Source organism: Streptomyces sp. NPDC057565 (assembly GCF_042801455.1).
Lineage (GTDB): Bacteria > Actinomycetota > Actinomycetes > Streptomycetales > Streptomycetaceae > Streptomyces > Streptomyces yanii.
This window is the reverse complement of the sequence record NZ_JBHVFU010000052.1, coordinates 38,278-56,081: the sequence shown is the minus strand read 5'-3', so window position 1 is coordinate 56,081 and position 17,804 is coordinate 38,278. Positions and strand designations below refer to the sequence as shown.

The 17,804-nt window shown below is 69.5% G+C and carries 14 protein-coding genes and 1 pseudogene; 4 read left to right on the top strand and 11 right to left on the bottom strand.

Annotated elements, in window-relative coordinates; genetic code table 11:
* Positions 1-468 precede the first annotated feature (468 nt).
* The 6 genes and pseudogenes from ACFU8W_RS41735 to ACFU8W_RS41710 all read right to left on the bottom strand — a co-directional run.
* A pseudogene (locus tag ACFU8W_RS41735) lies at positions 469-858 on the bottom strand (MaoC family dehydratase); the annotation flags it as partial.
* A 96-nt stretch (positions 859-954) separates the two neighbouring features.
* Entirely contained in the window at positions 955-2,184 is a 1,230-nt protein-coding gene (locus ACFU8W_RS41730) for an MFS transporter (RefSeq protein WP_384049420.1), read from the bottom strand.
* Positions 2,181-2,612: a Zn-ribbon domain-containing OB-fold protein gene (locus tag ACFU8W_RS41725; protein WP_384049417.1), complete on the bottom strand. Its 432-nt coding sequence runs from the start codon at positions 2,610-2,612 to the stop codon at positions 2,181-2,183. Before ACFU8W_RS41725 ends, ACFU8W_RS41730 begins: the two co-directional genes overlap by 4 nt.
* Before the next feature lie 48 nt (positions 2,613-2,660).
* The gene (locus ACFU8W_RS41720) at positions 2,661-3,953 is read right to left on the bottom strand and encodes an N-acetylglucosamine-6-phosphate deacetylase (RefSeq protein ID WP_384049414.1); all 1,293 of its coding nucleotides are present in this window, start codon (positions 3,951-3,953) and stop codon (positions 2,661-2,663) included.
* Positions 3,950-4,759, bottom strand: a complete 810-nt coding sequence (locus tag ACFU8W_RS41715; protein ID WP_384049411.1) for a 6-phosphogluconolactonase — start codon at positions 4,757-4,759, stop codon at positions 3,950-3,952. Before ACFU8W_RS41715 ends, ACFU8W_RS41720 begins: the two co-directional genes overlap by 4 nt.
* A gap of 181 nt (positions 4,760-4,940) precedes the next feature.
* A complete protein-coding gene (locus ACFU8W_RS41710) occupies positions 4,941-5,915 on the bottom strand; it encodes a LacI family DNA-binding transcriptional regulator (RefSeq protein ID WP_384049408.1) in 975 nt (324 codons plus the stop codon).
* A gap of 115 nt (positions 5,916-6,030) precedes the next feature.
* Between ACFU8W_RS41710 and ACFU8W_RS41705 the strand changes: the two genes are divergently transcribed.
* Positions 6,031-7,272 (top strand): AGE family epimerase/isomerase, encoded by a 1,242-nt coding sequence (locus ACFU8W_RS41705; protein ID WP_384049406.1) that lies wholly within the window; start codon positions 6,031-6,033, stop codon positions 7,270-7,272.
* Between the two features lie 323 nt (positions 7,273-7,595).
* Here the strand turns inward: ACFU8W_RS41705 and ACFU8W_RS41700 are convergent, their stop codons facing one another.
* From ACFU8W_RS41700 to ACFU8W_RS41680, 5 genes are all read right to left on the bottom strand, one after another.
* Positions 7,596-10,514 carry a carbohydrate binding domain-containing protein gene (locus ACFU8W_RS41700; protein ID WP_384049403.1) on the bottom strand — a complete coding sequence of 973 codons (2,919 nt, stop codon included), beginning with the start codon at positions 10,512-10,514 and terminating at the stop codon, positions 7,596-7,598.
* 77 nt (positions 10,515-10,591) lie between these two features.
* Positions 10,592-11,470: a carbohydrate ABC transporter permease gene (locus ACFU8W_RS41695; RefSeq protein WP_384049400.1), complete on the bottom strand. Its 879-nt coding sequence runs from the start codon at positions 11,468-11,470 to the stop codon at positions 10,592-10,594.
* Entirely contained in the window at positions 11,467-12,390 is a 924-nt protein-coding gene (locus tag ACFU8W_RS41690) for a carbohydrate ABC transporter permease (protein WP_384049396.1), read from the bottom strand. Before ACFU8W_RS41690 ends, ACFU8W_RS41695 begins: the two co-directional genes overlap by 4 nt.
* Positions 12,391-12,461: 71 nt before the next feature.
* A complete protein-coding gene (locus ACFU8W_RS41685; RefSeq protein WP_384049393.1) occupies positions 12,462-13,724 on the bottom strand; it encodes an ABC transporter substrate-binding protein in 1,263 nt (420 codons plus the stop codon).
* Positions 13,725-13,832: 108 nt separating this feature from the next.
* The gene (locus ACFU8W_RS41680) at positions 13,833-14,837 is read right to left on the bottom strand and encodes a hydroxyacid dehydrogenase (protein ID WP_384049389.1); all 1,005 of its coding nucleotides are present in this window, start codon (positions 14,835-14,837) and stop codon (positions 13,833-13,835) included.
* A 156-nt stretch (positions 14,838-14,993) separates the two neighbouring features.
* Here ACFU8W_RS41680 and ACFU8W_RS41675 point away from each other — a divergent pair, with 156 nt between their 5' ends.
* Genes ACFU8W_RS41675 through ACFU8W_RS41665 form a run of 3 tightly spaced genes read left to right on the top strand, consistent with a single transcriptional unit; the run spans position 14,994 to position 17,757 of the window.
* Complete coding sequence (locus ACFU8W_RS41675) at positions 14,994-15,650, top strand: SGNH/GDSL hydrolase family protein (RefSeq protein ID WP_384049386.1); 657 nt, start codon at positions 14,994-14,996, stop codon at positions 15,648-15,650.
* Between the two features lie 32 nt (positions 15,651-15,682).
* On the top strand, positions 15,683-16,699 hold the full coding sequence (locus ACFU8W_RS41670; protein ID WP_384049383.1) for an NAD-dependent epimerase/dehydratase family protein: 1,017 nt from the start codon (positions 15,683-15,685) through the stop codon (positions 16,697-16,699).
* Entirely contained in the window at positions 16,699-17,757 is a 1,059-nt protein-coding gene (locus tag ACFU8W_RS41665) for a dihydrodipicolinate synthase family protein (protein ID WP_384049381.1), read from the top strand. The genes ACFU8W_RS41670 and ACFU8W_RS41665 overlap by 1 nt, the downstream gene beginning before the upstream one ends.
* Positions 17,758-17,804 lie beyond the last annotated feature (47 nt).

Sequence of the window (17,804 nt, the reverse complement as noted above, 5' to 3'; positions counted from 1 at the left end):
CGATGACGCCCTTGCCGTTCGGCTAACGAGTTAGTCTCACCTCTCCTCGTCGGGACTTTCACCCTTTAGCTGCTGCCCATGTCGGGCGTACTGACATCCTCGCCCACCTGAAGGAGGGCGATTCCCGCCTGCCGCGCCGTTGCCGGGCGCTGCTTCGGGCAGGGTCGCCGCCAGTCCGGCACCAGTCATGCTGGTCAGGCAGATGTCGTTGAGGGGCGTGCCGGGGACTGTGGTGGGCAGGCCGCCGCGGGTAGTCGCCACACGGGCGGGGTTCTGGCCGCCTCCGGCTTGTACGACGTTGCCGGGAAGGCGTGGTCGGGTGTCACGGCTCCGCCCAGTTGTCCGAGCGCCGCTCGTACGGCATGGGCGCCGAGGTCGGCGGCGTCGAGGCCGCGCGGGGCGCCGCCGCACCGTCCGATGGGGGTGCGCGCCGATGCGACGAGCACCGTGGGTCGCGGTCGCGGGCGTTCACTCGTTCCCCTCCCTGTCCGCGGCGTTGATGTCCATCGTGTAGGTGACCGCCGTGCCTACGAGTACGACCGTGCCGTCGCCGCGGGCGACTGTGGTGGCCAGCGTGGTGATGGGCTTGTCCGTACGCGCCTTGATCACCTCGACCCGGCCGGTGATCGTGTCGCCGGGCCGCACCGGCGCCTTGAAGTCCCAGTTCACGGTGAGGAAGACGGTGCCGGGACCGGGCAGCTTCTCGGCGACCATGGCGTTGAGGATCGCGCTGGTGATGCCGCCCTGGACGACGATCTCGCCGAAGCGGGACGCCTTGGCGGCTTCGAGGTCGTAGTGCAGCGGATTGCGGTTGCCGCTGATGCGTGTGAACAGCTCGATGTCCTCGGACCTCACGACGCGGGTGAGCTCGGCGGCGTCACCTGGGCTGGGCGGGCTGTAGTTCCTGTGACTCCTCCGTGTCGTCGGTGTCGTGCGTCTGGGGAGCGGCGGCGCTCACGCCGCAGGGCGTGGTCGGGGTGCGGTGCCGAAGCGGGCCATCGCTGTAGCTCCGGCCAGGGGGCCCAGGGCGAGGGGCCAGAAGGCCCACTGCCAGCCGACGGCGTCCGCCAGCAGGGGCACCAGGTGGATGGTGGCGACGGTGAGCAGGAAGCCGATCGCGGTCTGGGCCGTCAGGGCCGTTCCTACAAAGCGGGGGTCAGCGGTCTCGCTCAGCGCGGTGGAGAAGACTCCGGAGTCGGCGATCACTGCGGCCCCCCATACCAGCAGGAACGGCAGGACGAGCGCGAGCGGCCGGCCATAGAAGAGCGGGGAGGCCACGCAGCAGATGCCACTCACTGCGAGGGCCCACACCGCGGCGGGGGCGCGTCCCAGCCGGTCGGCTGCCAGCCCGCCGAGCAGGCAGCCGGCCGCGCCGGCGACGCCGATCGCGGCGAAGGCCGTGAGGTTCACGGCGCCGGCGGTCGGTCCGTCGGCGGCGGTCTGGCTGGCGAGCAGGAAGGTGGGAAGCCAGGTCCACAGCGCGTAGAGCTCCCACATGTGGCCGAAATAGCCGAGGTTGGCCAGGCGCGGGCCGCGCTGGGCGAACATGGCGACGGCGTACCGGGGGTTGAGGTGCACTGGCCCGCCCGGCCGCTCCGGGCCCGGGTGCACCAGTGTCGCGGCGATGCCGGCTCCGACGAGGGTCAGGATGGCGGCGCCGAGCATCACTCCCTGCCAGGGCAGGTCCTCGATGCCGCGGATGAGCTGCGGTACGGCCGAGCCGAGCGTCAGCGCCCCGATGAGGACTCCGAACGCCCGGCCACGGATCCGGGCCGGCGACCACGACGCCATGATCTTCATGTTGACGGGGTAGACGCAGGCGAGCGCGGCTCCGGTGAGCAGGCGCAGCAGTACGGCGACGGCGAGCCCGTCGGCGAGTACGGTCAGCGCAACCGTGCACAGTGCGGCGAGCGCGGCGCCGGCCGCGGCCACGCGCGTCGGGTCGAACCGGTCCGCGAGATTGGACGCGGCCGAGGCGACGGCCCCTACGACGAACCCGATCTGTACCGAGGACGTGAGCAGCACCGCTCCCGCCGCGCCGATGCCGAGGTCGGCGCGGAGGGCCGGTGCCACCGCCGTGGCCGAGAACCAGCAGGATAGTGACGTCAGTTGGGCGATGGCGACGAGCCGCCGTTGTCGCCGCGCCTGCGGCGAGGTTTCCAGGTCGGACACGGCGCAGGTCATCCCTCCTCCTGAGGCAGGGTGGATTGCAGCAGCGGGCGGCCAGGCACTTCGGTGTCGAAGGCGGCGGTGACCCGTCGGCCGACATGGACCTCGGAGGGGTCGCAGCCGACGACGTTCGTGGTCAGGCGCGGCCCCTCATCAAGCTCCACGTCCGCGATCACATAGGGCACTTGGTCCGACCAGTGCGGGTGGGCTGGCCGCCGGGCAACGGTGAAAGTCCACACCGGGCCCTTCCCCGAGGGCTCCACCCAGGCCAGGTCGTCGCACCAGCAGGAGCGACACAGAGGGCCCGGGTAGAACTGGTGAGCGCCGCAGTCGCTGCACCGCTGGACGACGAACCGTCCCTTGTCCAATGCCTGCCAGAAGGGTCGGGTCGGGGGCGTGGCGATCACGCTAAGCGGGGCCTCGCGGTGGTGCGTCGTGGTCATCGCGGTCCTCCCAGTGGCATCAATACCGTCACGAAGCCGCGAACCATGTCATGCGAGCTCCTCGCCGCCGACAAGGGTGGACAGCAGTCGCACCTGTGCGTCGGCAGTCTCTTGCTGTTCGGCGACGCACAGATCGGCGCGAGCGCCGACCTCGACGCAACCGCGGCCGGTGAGACCGAGGCTCCGTGCCGGAGCGGCCGATGCCATCGCCCAGACCTCGGCCAGGGTGAAGGAGGTCTCCTTCGCGGCCCAGTGCACACAGTCGAGCAGTGAGCGGCCCGATCCGGCGAGCAGCCGGGTCCCGGTCAACCGCAGTCTGCCGGACGGGTCCACGGTGACCGTTCCCCCCACCGGGGTGCGGTACTCGCCGGGCGGGCATCCCGCCAGCGCCACCGAATCACTGACGAGCACTGCTCGTCCGGGCCCTTTGGCGCGGACCATGGCGACGAAGGCGTCGGCTGGCAGGTGATGGCCGTCGGCGATGAACGTGGCGGTGAGCGCGTCCTCGGCGAGCTGCGCCCAGACATGGTTCGGATGGCGGGGCAGCACGGTGTGCGTGCCGTTGCCCAGATGTGTCGACAGCCGGGCTCCGGCGAGGACGGCGGCGCGTATCTGCTCCGGCGAGGCGTCCGTGTGTCCCACCGCGACGACGACACCGGCCCGGGTCGCAGTACGGATGTAGTCGACGGCGCCTGTCCGCTCCGGGGCGAGGGTGACGATGCGGACCAGACCCGGTGCGGCGGCGAGCCACTGGGTCAGTTCGTCCGGGTCGGGGTCGCGCAGGTGTCGGGCGTCGTGCGCGCCGCGCGGGCCGTCCGCGGGGGCGAGATACGGCCCTTCGACGTGCACGCCGACGACGGTCTGGGCGACGAGTGGGCTGCGTGCGCGCGCCTCGGCCACGATCCGCAGCGTGGCGAGGATGCGCTCGCGGGACGCCGTCACCACGGTGGGGCAGTAGGAGGTGACCCCACGCGTCACCAGCGCACGCGTCAACTCCATCACGGTGTCGGCCGAGACGTCGTCGGCGTTGATGTCGTATCCGGCGTAGCCGTTCACCTGGAGGTCCACCAGTCCCGGCAGGAGCAGGGGCAGGGCGGGGCGGGCGTCCAGCGGGTCGACTGCGGTGATCCGGCCGCCCTCGATGCGCAGCCGAACCGCGCGGCCGTCGAGCAGACGGCCGTCGAGTTGAAAGCGGGGGGAACGACAGCTCAGCTGCGGGCTGTTGGGCAGGTGGCCGTCGGAGGGACGGCCGTCGGGAGGTCCTCCGGGCCCGAGCACTCCGGAGTCGGTTCCTCCCTTGGCGGCGCCGTTTGGGTCGGCTCCTGCGACGCCTCGTGTCACGGCTGTCCTTCGAGGAGGTCCGCCCCCAGGGTGGTGGGCGCCAGGCGGCCGGCCGCCGCGGCGTCCATGTATACGGAGACCGCCGGATGTGTCCTGATCGCGCTGGCCGGACAGCGTGCGTCGACCGGGCCTTCGAGGAATGCCGCGACCGCCGCCGCCTTGTGGGCACCGTGCACCGTCACCACCACCGCCCCGGTGTCCAGAAGCGCGGGCACGGTCAGCGTCAGGGCGCGCGTCGGGACGTCCTCCAGCGAGGGGAAGAGGCCCTCCTGCACCTGCTGGCGGCGGGATGTCTCGTCCAGCCCGACCAGACGGACCGTCTCGGGGTCGTCGAGCCATCCGGCCCCCGGCTCGTTGAACGCGATATGGCCGTTGACACCGATGCCCATGCAGACCAGGTCCATCCTCGCCGCCCGGACGAGCCCGGTGTAGCGGGCCGCCTCCCGCGCCGGGGCACTGCTGGGCCTCATCCGCTCGAGCCGGGCCCGCCCGGCAGCGGCGAGACGCTTCTCCAGCCATGCCCCGAAGGCGTGCGGGCTTCCCTGCGGCAGGCCCAGGTACTCGTCCATGTGGAAGGCGTCCACCCGGTCCCAGTCGACCAGGGGGTCACTCACCAGCGTCGCCAGCATCTCCTCCTGCGACGGGGCCGAGGCGAACAGAACGCGGGCCCGGCCCCGTGCGGCGATGGTCGCACGAAGGATCCCCGCGGCCTCACGACCGGCGCCGGCTCCCGTCGCGACGGGATCGCGAGCGACATGCAGCCGTATCCCCTCATGGACCCTCTCCGACCTTCCCGGCAGACTCATCGCTCCACCCTCCGTGCAATCGGTTGCAGTGACGTTAGACGCAGTGGATCGGAGAGGTCAACAGATGCTCCGGACCTGGTCACGGAGATGACCGAAACGGCACGCCGGACCGAGGGTCCGGGGTGACGTGGCCGTGGAGAGCGTCCCGTGCAACGGGGAGGCGGGGCGTGCCGTCGAAGCGTCAGGCGGGGCGTCCCGTGGAACCGCGCAGCGTCAGCGTGCCCTCCAGCCGCACGTCCCTGACGTGTTCCCCTGCGATACGCCTGCCCAGCGCGTCCACCGCCGCCCGCCCGAGCTGATCCACCGGGGCGGTGATCGTCGTCAACTGGGGTGTCACGGCACGCGCGAGGAGGACATCGTCGCAGCCCACGACGCTGCACCCGCCGGGCACCTCGACCCCGGCCTCGACCAGTCCGCCCATGACCCCGCAGGCCATCAGGTCGTCGAACGCGAAGGCGGCCGTCGCCCCGGCCCCGAGCAGGGCACGGGCCGCCTCCCGACCGCCCTCGAAGGACGCCGTGAAGGACCCCAGTTCCACCAGCGTGACCCGGGTGCCCTGGGCCCAGGCCCGTACCGTGGCCGCCCGCTGCCGGGCCGCCCACGAGGTCGAGGGGCCGCACATCAGGGCGACCTTGCGGTGTCCCAGTTCCTCGAGGTGACGACCCGTCTCCAGGAGCGCCGTGGTGTTGTCGCAGACGACCGATGGGAAGCCGCGCATCCTGCGGTTGACGACCACCGTCGGCAGCCCTTCGGCGGCGCCGCTCAAGGCGGAAGAGGAACGGGGCGAGGCGATCACCAGGCCGTCCACCTGCCCCTTGAGCTGCTTGATGAGCCTCAGCTCCGCCGCGGAGCTTTCGTGCGCGTCCACGAGCAGAACCGAGACTTCCGCCTCGTCCGCCGCCCGCTGGACGGCCCTGACCAGCGGCGGGCAGAAGGGGTTGGTGATGTCGTGGACGAGCAGTCCGATCGTCCCCGTCCGGCCGGATGCGAGCCCACGCGCCGCCCTGTTGGGCCGGTAGCCCAGTTCCTGCGCCTTGGCATGGATGAGTTCCCGGACGTCAGGGTTGACGACTTCGGGTCGGCTGAAAGCACGCGAGACTGTCGACGCGGAGACACCGCACTCCTTGGCGATGGAATAGATCGTCGCCCGCTTCATACCTCCTCCCCCCTTTCTTTTTTCCTGCCGTTTCAGCGATACGGCACCGTACGCCCAGTCCCGCATTATGATACTCGCAAGTCTATGCAATCGGTTGCACAGCTGGAGGCCCCTAGTGACATCTTCAGCGCGAAGGCAGTTGGAGCGCGTCGTCCTGCCCTACTGGCTGGAACGCGCCCCGGACCACGAGCGGGGCGGCTTCCACACCTGCTACGACAACCGCGGCCGCCGGCTCGTCTCCACCGACAAGTTCACCTGGTCACAGGGGCGGCTGGTCTGGCTGCTGGCCCGCGCGGCACGCCTGGCCCGGGCCGGCCTCCTGAATCTGGACGCCGGGCTGCTGGAAGACCTGGCGGTGCGCGGTGCACGGTTCCTGACAGAGCATGTGATCCGCCCGGACGGCACGTGTCACTTCGTGGTGGACTCGAGCGGCGCACCCAAGACCGGGCCGGACGGCGAGACGCAGAGCGTCTATGCCGACTGCTTCGTGGTGATGGGGCTGGCGGAGTTGGCCGGGACGACCGCGTCTCCGCACTGGCTTGAAGCAGCCGCGCCCCTGCTGCGCCGCGCCACCGCCGACATCACGGCCGGCCGGGCCGCGACGCCACCGTACCGGGTCCCGGCGGGCCACACCGCGTTCGGCCCGAGGATGATCCTGACGAACACCCTGCTGGAGCACGCCCGCGCCCGCGAACGGCTCGGACTCCTGACCGATGAGGACGTGGCCAGCCTGTCCGCCGCCCGCGCGGCGATGCTCTCGCACCGCAACCCGGACGGGACGTTCACCGAGATCGTTGCCCCAGCGCCCGGTAACACCTCTCTGGTGGCCAGGCACCGGGTGCCTGGCCATGCGATCGAGGGCATCTGGGTGGCGCTGGAGGCAGCCCGGCTGACCGGGGACGAGGCGGATGCGCCACGGCTGCTCGACAGCGTCGACGTGCTGTGCCGCTCGGCCTGGGACGCCCGCCACGGCGGCCTCTTCCGGTACGTCGACGCGGAGGGGCCGACGGCTCCCCGTGGCGCCGTCCACGGCTCTGCGTACGAGGACCTGGTCATTGCGACCTGGGACACCAAGTTGTGGTGGGTGCATACGGAGGCCGCCTACACGACCGCGTTGGGGGCCCGCCGCTATGGCGACGCGGCGTGTGCCGCATGGGCCGAGCGGATCTGGGACTTCACGATCGCGACGTTCCCGGCCCGGGAGGAAGGTGAGGAGTGGATCCAGATCCGGGACCGCGCCGGGCGCCCCCTCGACCGGATCGTGGCGCTGCCGGTCAAGGACCCGTTCCACATTGCCCGCAACCTCATGCAGCTGGTGGAACTGTCCGAGAGCACCGAGGAGATGACGCATGCCTGACTCCGACATCGAGGTCACGGAGACCATCTCCTCCTTCCGACGGATCGACCTGCGCCATCCATTCCTGGCGTGTGGCATCCGGAGCTGACGACCGTCCGGGACGGAGCGATCAGCCTGCCCGAGCCGGGCGCCGGCCATTACTGACTGTTCATCAGGCGGCACCCTCCGTCAGGAAGACGCCTCCATCGGACGGCGACCGGACGTGGCAGGCCGCATTGTGCGGTGGGGCCTGTGCGTGCAGAGTACGAAGGGGGCGGAGCCTGTCGGACCCCACCCCCTTCCCTTGCGTACCGGCCGAAGCCGGCCGATGCGATCGGTGCCGGTCACAGCCGGGCGCACTGCCCCGAGCTCTCACCGCGCACGGTGTTCGGCCGGTCGCGATCGGTCGGCGGCTCCTTGTTGTCCGAGCACTCCAGTCCCCCACGGATCGTGGTCGCGGTCACCACCGTCGTCCCGCGGGTCCCGGTGATCGACACGCGGCCGAAGAGGTAGGAGTCGTCGAGCCAGACGGCGTCTGCTCCGTCGGCGGTGACACTTCCGCTCACCACCGATCTCTCGACGACCAGTCCCGTCCCGGTGCCCACGTGCAGGCGCCCGGTGACCTCGCTGTCGACCAGGCATGTCGTCCCGCGTTCCAGCACCAGGTCCGTGTGCCGCCCGGTGAGGGTGCGGTCGCAGGCCGGCCGGACCACCCCTCTCTGCGGTATCCAGCGGTACAGCGTGCTGCCGCGGCCGTAGTAGTACGAGCCGTTGCGGTCGATCGCCAGGTTCGCCACCCCGGACTGAAGCACCGTCATCTCCAGGGTCTCCGGGTCGATCCGGAACAGCCGGCCGGCCGAGGTGCCGACCAGTTCGCCCTGGTGCCAGAACAGTTCCCGCCCGGTGGCGTAGATCTTGCTGTCGTCGACCCCGAAGTACTTCTTGGTCAGAACGACCTTGCGCTGCCCGGGGTCGAACTTGAAGAGCTCGTTCGCCGTGAAGCCCCACAGGTTGCCCTCATCGTCGAAGGTCAGCGCCGAGACGTTCTGCGCACCGGGGACGGGCACCGTCTCGTACACCACCTTCTCGGTGGCGGGGTCAAAGACGAAGAGCCTGCCCTCGCTCGTGGTCGGCTCGACGCCTATGCCGCCCCAGATGCCCGTGCCCCCGTAGATCAGGCCGTCCCGGTAGGCCAGGGCCAGGGGAGTCTGGTCGGCGACGACGTCGCGGTGCACCTTCAGGTCACCCGTAAACGGGTTGTACAGGGACAGCGCGCCGCCCAGGAGGCCGTAGTCGGGCATCGACCCGATGGCGACGACGTCTCCGGCGTCCGCCCAGCCGACCGGCCGGTCCTGGTGCTCCCCGAGTTGTAGGGCGTCGGCACCAGTCACCGGGTTGCTCGGCGGGTTCCACGGCTTGGTGGTGTCGTAGGTGTAAATGCGCGCGCCCGGGTAGGTACCGAAGATCAGGTCGTCACCGTGGGCGATCAGACCCTCGGTCTGCCCGACCCCGTTCAGCGGCTCGGCCGCCCCGCTGTCGGCGTCCACCCTCGCGATGCCCGGCGGGGAGCCGTAGCCTCCGACGAAGATGTCACCGCCCGGTCCCGTCGTCATCGAGCGGATCAGATACGGCGTGGGGACGACGTTGCCCCTGACCGCCGAGGTCTTGCCAGTGGCCGGGTTCCAGGCGTGGAACACGCCCTTGCTCGTCGCGGTCACCGCGGAGACGCCGGGAAAGCCGTCCGTCCCCAGCTCCATCAGGGACCAGCCCCGTGCGGCCGCCCCACCCAGGTCCATGCTGATCCGCCGCTGCTGACGGGTGTCGAGGTCGTAAGCGATCACCGCTCCCTGGATCGGTGCGATCAGCGCCTCGCGCCGGGTGGTCCCGCTGTCCCGGGTGCTCAGTTCGGGCGAGACGGCAAGGCCGACGACCTCGGGCACAGCGTCGACCCACCGCTGCTCGGAAAGCGAGTAGACCAGCAGGTCGTTGGAGGGGGTGGGCCGGACGAACAGCAGGTCACCGGCCACGCTCACGTCATAGGTGAAGGTGTCCGATTCGTGGCCCGCCGGCAACAGGATCTGCGTGGTCTCGCCGGTCGTGGTGTCGAGCCGGGTCAAGGTGGCCTTGAGCGAACCGCCTCCTGCGTAGACGTGGCGGCCGTCGGCCGCCAGGCTGCGGACGTAGATGTTGCCCTCGGCCTGCTGCCCATAGTCCTGCCAGTCGCCGGTGCCGGGGTCGTAGGCGATGACCTTGCCACCCGGGTAGGTCCCGAAGAGGGGCCTGCCGCGGTCGTCGAGCGTCGCCGCCCACAGGTGGGTCTGGCCGAACGGCTTGCTCGCGATCAGTTCCAGGGACAGCTTGTCGGGGTCGAACCTCCACACCTCGCCGCCGGTCTGGGTGCCGAGGTAGACGCTGCGGTCGGGTGCGGTCACGAACGACCACGCCATCAACGTATTCGTCAGCGTTCGGCTCGCCAGGCGCTCTCCGGTGAGGATGTCCACGGCACTGAACTCCGAGGGGCTGCCCCCTGCGACGACGAGCCCGATCTTCCGCCCGTTCGCGTCGGTGGTGTATCCGGCGCCCGCATTGGTGCTCCCGGCGACGGGGTGTCCGAGCTCCTCCTCAGTCCCCTGCGGCGGCAGCGGCTCCTCGTCCGGCTGTGCCACCGTGAAAGCGACGTCGTCGACGAGGCCGTTGACCGTGCCGACGGAGCTGGAATAGACGATCGGCTCGGCGCGGGCCGCACCGGCGGGCGCGGTGAACCGCACCGCCTCGCGCTGCCAGATACCGGCGGAGGGTTCCACCACCTGCCACGGCTGGGAGAGCCTGTCGCCCGAGGCGTCGAGGAAGTAGACGGTCGGCTGCAGCACTCCGTCAGTGAGCTTCACATCCATCGAGAACTCGTACGTCTGCCCCGATACCACCGCAACCGCGTCGGCGCGCAAGCCCGCCCCCTTGGTCGTGCTCTCGTCGACGATCCGCAGGCTGCGCGAACCCTCGCTCGCCTCCGAGTCGACGACCTCGAAGTACTGCTCGGAACCCGCCCACACGGGAGACCAGGCGACGGGGAGCCCGTCCTGGCCGACATCCTCGAAGCCGGCGTTGGCCAGTAGGTTCCCCTGAAAGGGTTCGGGCGGTGCCGAGGCGGCGGCCGAGGGCGCCGTCGGCGCGACCAGCAGTGCCAGTACGGCCAGTAACACCTGCACGGCCGTGACCGCCGGCCCTCGGACGAAGCGGTGCAGTCGTGGTGCGGGGTTGACCATGGCTCTTCCTCTTCTCCTTCGATCGGCCCCGTGCTGTCCCCGAAATCCCGTGGTGCCCAGGAGCCGTCGCCGGCGCCCTATTTGAGCCCGGTCATCATCACGCCGCGTACGAAGAACCGCTGCAGGAAGATGAAGACGAGGACTGTCGGGATGAAGGTGACGACCGCGGCGGCCATGGTGGTGGCGAGCGGGGTGTCCTGCGTCTGGAGGCTGTTCAGGCCTACGGTGAGCACATAGTTGCCGGGGCTGCGCTGCGAGACGAGCGGCCACAGGAAGTCGTTCCAGTGCCACAGGAAGACGAACGTACCGAGGGTGGCCATGATCGGTTTGGTCTGCGGCAGGATGATCGACCAGTAGATCCTGAACTCACCGGCGCCGTCGATGCGGGCGGCCTCGATCAGTTCGTCGGGGACGTCCTGGATGAACTGGCGCATCAGGAACATGGCCTGTGCGTTGGCGATGGTGGGGACGATCAGTCCCCACATCGTGTCCAGTCCGCCCATCTCCGAGATCAGGATGAACTGCGGGATCAGCGTCAGGTGCCCCGGAACCATGAGCATGGCGACGAAGACCCAGAAGATCATCTCTCGCCCCACGAAGCGCTTCTTGGCGAAGGCGTAGCCGGCCATCGAGGCGAACAGCAGCACGAGGACCACCGACACCAGTGAGTAGACGGCCGAGTTGAAAGCCCAGCCGAGCACCCGGTCGCTGCTCAGCACGTCGTACAGCGCAGTCACGGAGACGTCCCGGGGGAGCAGCGAGCCCGGCATCTCGATGCTCTGTCCCGGCTGCAGCGCGAGGGCGACCATCGCCCAGAACGGAAAGAACGTGAGCACCGCGCACAGGAGCAGCGGGACGTGCATCCACTGGGGTCGGCGCCTGCGCCGCGCGGGCGGCCGGACGTCTCTCGTCCTCGGGGTCTTGATCTCGGTGGGTCGCTGGACGAGTGACGTCATGACTGTCCCTTGTTCAAGAGGCGGCGCTGAACGAGTGACGTAATGAGGGTGAGCACCAGCAGTACGACGCCTGCCGCGCTGGCGTAGCCGAAGTCGAAGTACCCGAAGCCCTGGTCGTAGATCATGTAGGTCAGCGAGTAGCTCGCCCGGACCGGTCCGCCGCCGGTCATGACATAGATGATGTCGAATACCTGGAAGGAGCCGATGATCTCCAGGACCAGGACGAAGAACAGGGCGGGCTTGAGCAGTGGCAGTGTGATGTGGCGGTACCGGTGGCGCCATTTGGCGCCGTCCAAGTGGGCCGCCTCGTAGTACTCCTTGGGGATTGCCAGCATGCCCGCCAGCAGGATCAGCATGTTGTAGCCGAAGCCCTTCCACGCGCTGACCACGGCGAGTGCGGGGATGACCATGGTCTCGCTCTGGAGCCAGTTCACCGTGGGAAGCCCGGCCTGTGAGAACAGCCAGTTGAGCGGGCCGTCGTTCTTGAAGATCCAGACCCAGATGATGCCGGACATCACCGTGCTGGTCACCACGGGGAGGAAGAAGACCGCACGGTAGACGCTCATGCCGCGCAGGGTCCGGTCGCACAGGGTCGCCATCGCCAGGGACACCACGAGGCTGAGCGGGATGGCGATGACCGTGTAATAGACGGTCACCATCAGCGAGTTCCAGAACAGAGGGTCCTGGAACAGCCGGGCGAAGTTGTGCAGGCCGACGAACTCGACGTCGCCGGTGATGCGGTACTTGGCCAGGCTCAGACCGGTACCCATCACCGTCGGGGCGATCCGGAAGACCAGAAAGAACAGGACGTACGGAAGGATGAAGACGTAGCCGACGAGTGCCGCGTTGGAGCGCCATCGCGGTCGGGCCGTCCTTCCGGGCTCCGGGGCCGTCCCGGCCTCGGCGGTCTGTGCGCTCACGGGCGCCTCCTTCGAACTCCGGGCGGGTGCGGGGCCGGTAGTGGCCGTGCACCCCCCTTCGGTGAACCAGGTCAGCCCCGGGCGAGCAGGTCGTTGACTTCCTTCTCGGCCGCCGCGAGTGCGGCCTTCGGCTCGGCCTTGCCGAGGAGCACCGCCTGGATATGCGGCTTGATCAGGTCCATCAGTTCACGGGCCTTGGGGTGGATCACACCGGTGCGGACCACGTCCAGGTACTTTTCGCCCTCGGCGACCTCGGGGTCGTCGTCGAAGAGGCCTGCACCCGAGTCCCGCGGCGCGTAGTAGCCGTTCTTCTTGTCGAACATCTTCATCTGCTCGGGGCTGGTGAGGAAGTCGATCCATGCCTTGGCGGCGGGCTTGACGTCGCTGTCCGCGAGGACGGACAGGCCCCCCACGGAGCCGGCGGCGACCTGCGCTTCGCCGGTCAGCGGCGGTGCTGCTTTGAGGTGTTCGGCGGGCACGATCAGGCGCTGGGTGGGAATGCTCGAGGCCGGAAGGAAGGCCGTCCTCTCCTTCCCGAAGTCGGTCTGCTCCGGGGGCTCGTTCGTGGTCAGGCTCTGCTTCGAGGTCCAGCCCTGATCCACCAGCTTCTTGACGAAGTCCAGCGCCTTCAGTCCCTCGGGGCTGTTGAATGCGGCCTTGGTGCCGTCCTCGTTGAGGACCTCGCCGCCGGCCTGCCACAAGTACGGGTAGTACGTGTGGTTCAGCGTCGTGGTGAGGTCGGCCGTGTAGTCGGTGGGAACGAGCCCCGCCTTCTTGACCTTCGGGGCCATGGCCTCGACCTCGTCCCACGTCGTGGGGCACTTGTCGACGCCGGCCTTGTCCAGGACCTCGGTGTTGCACACTCCGGTCAGGGTCTGCATCAGCAGGGGGACGCCGTAGAGCTCGCCGTCCCAGCTCATGGCTTCCAGGGAGGACTTCTTGAAGTCGTGGCGGTCGTCCTCGATCACGTCGCCGACCGGCTCGAGCGTACCTTCAACGGCGAACTTCGGGACGAAGTCGGGGTTGAAGTACACGACGTCGGGGCCCTGCTTGCCCGCGATCGCGGTCACCAGGGTCTCCTCGCGCTTCTCCCAGGGCTGGACGACCACCTTGATGTCGGCGTTGGGGAACTTCTTCTTGAACTCCTTGACGATCGGCGCCCAGTAGCCGTCCTCGCCGCTGACACCGATGGGGTACGTCCAGAAGGTGACCGCCCCCTTCACCGCTTTGGGGTCGTCCGGTATCGCCGCGTCTTCCGTGTTGCCGCACGCGACGCTCAGCATCGCGGTGGCCAGGACCACCGCCGCGATGCGTGGCTTCAATCTGCCGCTCATGAGGTAGGTCCTCTCCAGAGAGTAGGCACATGCAATCGGTTGCAGGGAAATTAGTTGCAGCTTTCTCGAGCGTCAAGGGTGCAACTAGCATTCATTTCCGCATAGTTGTCACGCGAGAAGGTCGTAGGAAGCCGGCAGCACTTCGTGCACAAGAGGCTCGCCGTCGAAGAACCGCCGCAGCTCCTCGACGACCGTCCGCCCCTGCGCCCTGCGTGCCTCCAGCGTCCCGCCGGCGACATGCGGCGTGACGATGACGTTGGGCAGACCGAAGAAGGGGCTGGACGACGGCAGGGGTTCACTGTCGAACACGTCGAGGCCGGCCCGAAGGCGCCCGGAGACGACCTCGGACAGCAAGGCCTCCTGGTCCACCACCCACGAGCGGGCCGTGTTCACCAGCACGGCACCGTCCGGCAGCATCCCGAGCTGCTGGCCGCCCACCAAGTGGTGCGTCTCGGGCGTCGCCGGGGCGTGGACCGCGATCACGTCGCAGCCGGCGAAGAGTTCGTCCAGCCCCGTCATCTCCACCCCCAGGGCCGCGGCGGCCTTCGGATCCGCGTAGGGGTCGTAGGCGCGGACCACGGTTGTACCCAGTGCATTGACCATCCGGGCGTACCAACTGCCCGTACGGCTCAGCCCCACCAGTCCGACACGCCGCTCGGACAGGGCCTGCCCCAGTTCCGGCCGTCGGGCGTTCGCCCAGTCTTTGCCAGTCCACAGCGCACGGTCGTGATGGTGCAGGTTACGCAGTAGCGCGAGAGTGAGCGTGAGCGCCATCTCGGCCACGGCGGGCGCCATGGCCGCGGCCCCACCCTGCGTCAGGCGCAGCCCCTGGTCCAGGAGTTCCCGGGGGTATAGGCGGCGGACCGAGCCCGCGGAGTGCGCGGCCAGGGCGAGCCGGCCGCCGCGCAGTTGCTGCGGCTGGAACGGCACCGTGCTCCATGAGGTCACGACGGCGTCGCAGGAGTCGGCCACTCCATGGGGCAGTGTGCTGCCGTGCGGGCCGGTACCGAAACCAACGACAGCGAGATCATGCATGTCCCGTTGGGCTTCTGGGCAGAAGAGCAGGTCGAACTCCGCCCGGGCTACTGCGACACAGACGTGCGGCCGGTTCATCGTGGTGCGTCCTCTCAGCCGTGGGAACCCCAAGGAGCTCCGACGGCCGTCGGTGTCGCCGGAGCCCTCTGTCGTTTCACAGTACGATCCCGCCTATTGACCTGCAATCGGTTGCACACGAAACTCGGTGTCGTGCCCTCCCCCTTCGGAGGAACGATGGACCGACAAGACCAACTCGCGCATGTGACTGCCTCCAAACGGCCGTTGACATGGACCTTCATCGGAGACAGCGTCACCGCCGGAACATGGCACACCTACGGCGCACGCTCCTACCCGGAACTCTTCGCCGAACGGATGCGGGAACTCACCCGTACCGACGACGTCTTCATCAACACCGCGGTCAGCGGCTGGACCGTGCGGGAACTGGACCGACACCTGGACCGGATCGCCCTGCGGTTCTCCCCCGACCTGGTGGTGGTGGGGATCGGCCTCAACGACACCCGGCACGGCACGGACGGCCTGGCCGAGTTCGCCGCCACGTACCGGCACGTCGTCCGCGCCGTGGGCGACGGTACGGGAGCCACTGTCGTCGTCCAGACCCCCAACGACACACTCCCGACCGCCCCGCGCCACGTGGTGGACCATCTGCCGCGCTACGTCGAGGAGATCCGCGCCGTCGCCGCGGACACCGGCGCCCCGCTGGTCGACCACCATGCCGTCTGGACCGACCCGGCCTCCCCGGCCCCGGAGCACTGGTACGCCATGGGCTGCCACCCCGGCCCGCACGGCCACCGCGCCATGGCCCGCACCCTGCTGGGCACGTTCGGCGCCTGGGATCCGGCGAGCCGCACCGGCCGGCTCACCATCCCCTGAACCCGACTCGAACACCACGAACAGGAGCTCCCTTGCGAGATCCAGCCGCCCTGGAAGAACATCTCTCCCGCCCTCGCGAGGCACTGGTCGACGACCTGCGCCGCCTCGAGGGCGACATCGTCGTCCTCGGCGCCGCGGGCAAGCTCGGCCCCAGCCTCGTGCGCCTGGCAGTGAACGGCGTGGCAGCGGCGGGCACCGGTGGTCGGGTCATCGCCGTATCCCGCTTCAGCAGTCCGGGCTCGGCCGATCAACTGCGCGAGGCGGGTGCCGAGGTGGTGCCCGCCGACATCGCGGACGAGGACGCGCTGGCCGCCCTGCCGGACGCGGCGAACGTGGTGTATCTGGTTGGCGCCAAGTTCGGCACGGACGGCAACGAGCACGCCACCTGGGCCACCAACGCCTATCTGCCCGGCCGTGTCGCCGAGCGCTACGCGGGCGCGCGGATCTCCGCGCTCTCCACGGGGAACGTCTATCCGCTGGTGCCGGTCGGCTCCGGCGGCTGCACCGAACAGGACCCGGTGGGGCCCGTCGGCGAGTACGCCATGTCCTGCCTCGGCCGTGAGCGCGTCCTGACGCACTTCGCCCGGCGCAACGGTACCCCGATGGCGCTGATCCGGCTCAACTACGCGGTGGAGATGCGCTACGGCGTCCTGGTCGACCTGGCCAGACAGCTCGCCGCGAAGGAACGCGTCGACCTGACCACCGGATTCGCCAACGTCGTTTGGCAGGGCTACGCGAGCGAGGTGACGCTGCGCGCCCTGCTCCACGCGGACGTGCCCCCGTTCGTCCTGAACCTGACCGGACCGGAGACCCTCTCCATCCGCAAGGCGGCGACCCGCCTGGCCGCACTGTTGGGTGTCGAGGCGACGTTCAGTTCGGCGGAGACCGATACGGCCCTGCTCTCGGACGCGTCCCATTGCCACGGCCTGTTCGGCTACCCGCAGGTCGGCGTCGACGAGCTGCTCACTGCCACCGCCGAGTGGATCCGGACCGGGCAGCCGCTCCTGGACAAGCCGACGCACTTCCAGAGCAGGGACGGGAAGTTCTGATGGCGGCCGGTCTCCGGCAGAGCCCGGACCCCCTGAAGAGGTTCCGCGAGGGCACGGCGATCCCCGCCCATCCCTTGGCGTTGAACTCCCGCCTCACGCTGGACGAACGCCGCCAGCGGGCGCTGACCCGCTACTACCTCGAAGCGGGCGCGGGCGGGATCGCCGTCGCCGTCCACACCACCCAGTTCGCCATCCACGAACCCCACCGGGGCCTGCTGCGTCCGGTCCTGGAACTGGCCGCCACGACGGCCGCCGAATACGGCGACCCTGGAACCGTCCTCGTGGCGGGGGCGTGCGGCGGCATCGCGCAGGCGGTGAAGGAGACGGAACTTGCCGCCGGACTCGGCTACCACGCTGTGCTGCTGGCCCCCTACGGGGCGGGCGCGCTGAGCGAGGACGAGCTCATCGAGCGCGCGGCGGTCGTGGGCGAAGTCCTGCCGGTGATCGGGTTCTATCTGCAGCCGGCGGTGGGCGGCCGCCCGCTGTCCCGTCGGTTCTGGACCCGCCTGGCCGGCCTGCCGTCCGTACTCGGCATCAAGGTGGCGCCGTTCGATCGGTATGCGACGCTCGACGTCGTGCTGGGCGTCGCCGCCTCCGACCGCCGGGCGGACGTCGCCCTGTACACGGGCAACGACGACCACATCGTCGGTGACCTGACGTCCACGCACCCGGTCGGCGGCACGGCACCGCTGGAATTCGTCGGCGGACTGCTCGGCCAGTGGTCGGTGTGGACGCGTTCAGCGGTCCGGCTGCTCCAGGACGCGTGCCGCGCCAGGGCGGGAGACACCGCGGCGCTGCGTGAGGTCATGGCCGTCGACTGCGCACTCACCGATGCCAATGGGGCGATCTTCGACGTGGCCGGCGGCTTTCGCGGGTGCGTGCCCGGCATCCACGAGGTACTGCGGCGTCAGGGGCTGCTCGCAGGGCTGTGGTGCCTCGACGAGGACGAGGTCCTCTCCCCCGGCCAGCTGGAGGAGATCGACCGCATCTGGCAGGCGTACCCGCAGCTGCGGGACGACACGTTCGTGAACGAGCACATCGACCGCTGGTTGTCATGAGCCGGTGCCCGCTCGACGACCACCCCGTATCCCAACTTCCGGAGAAC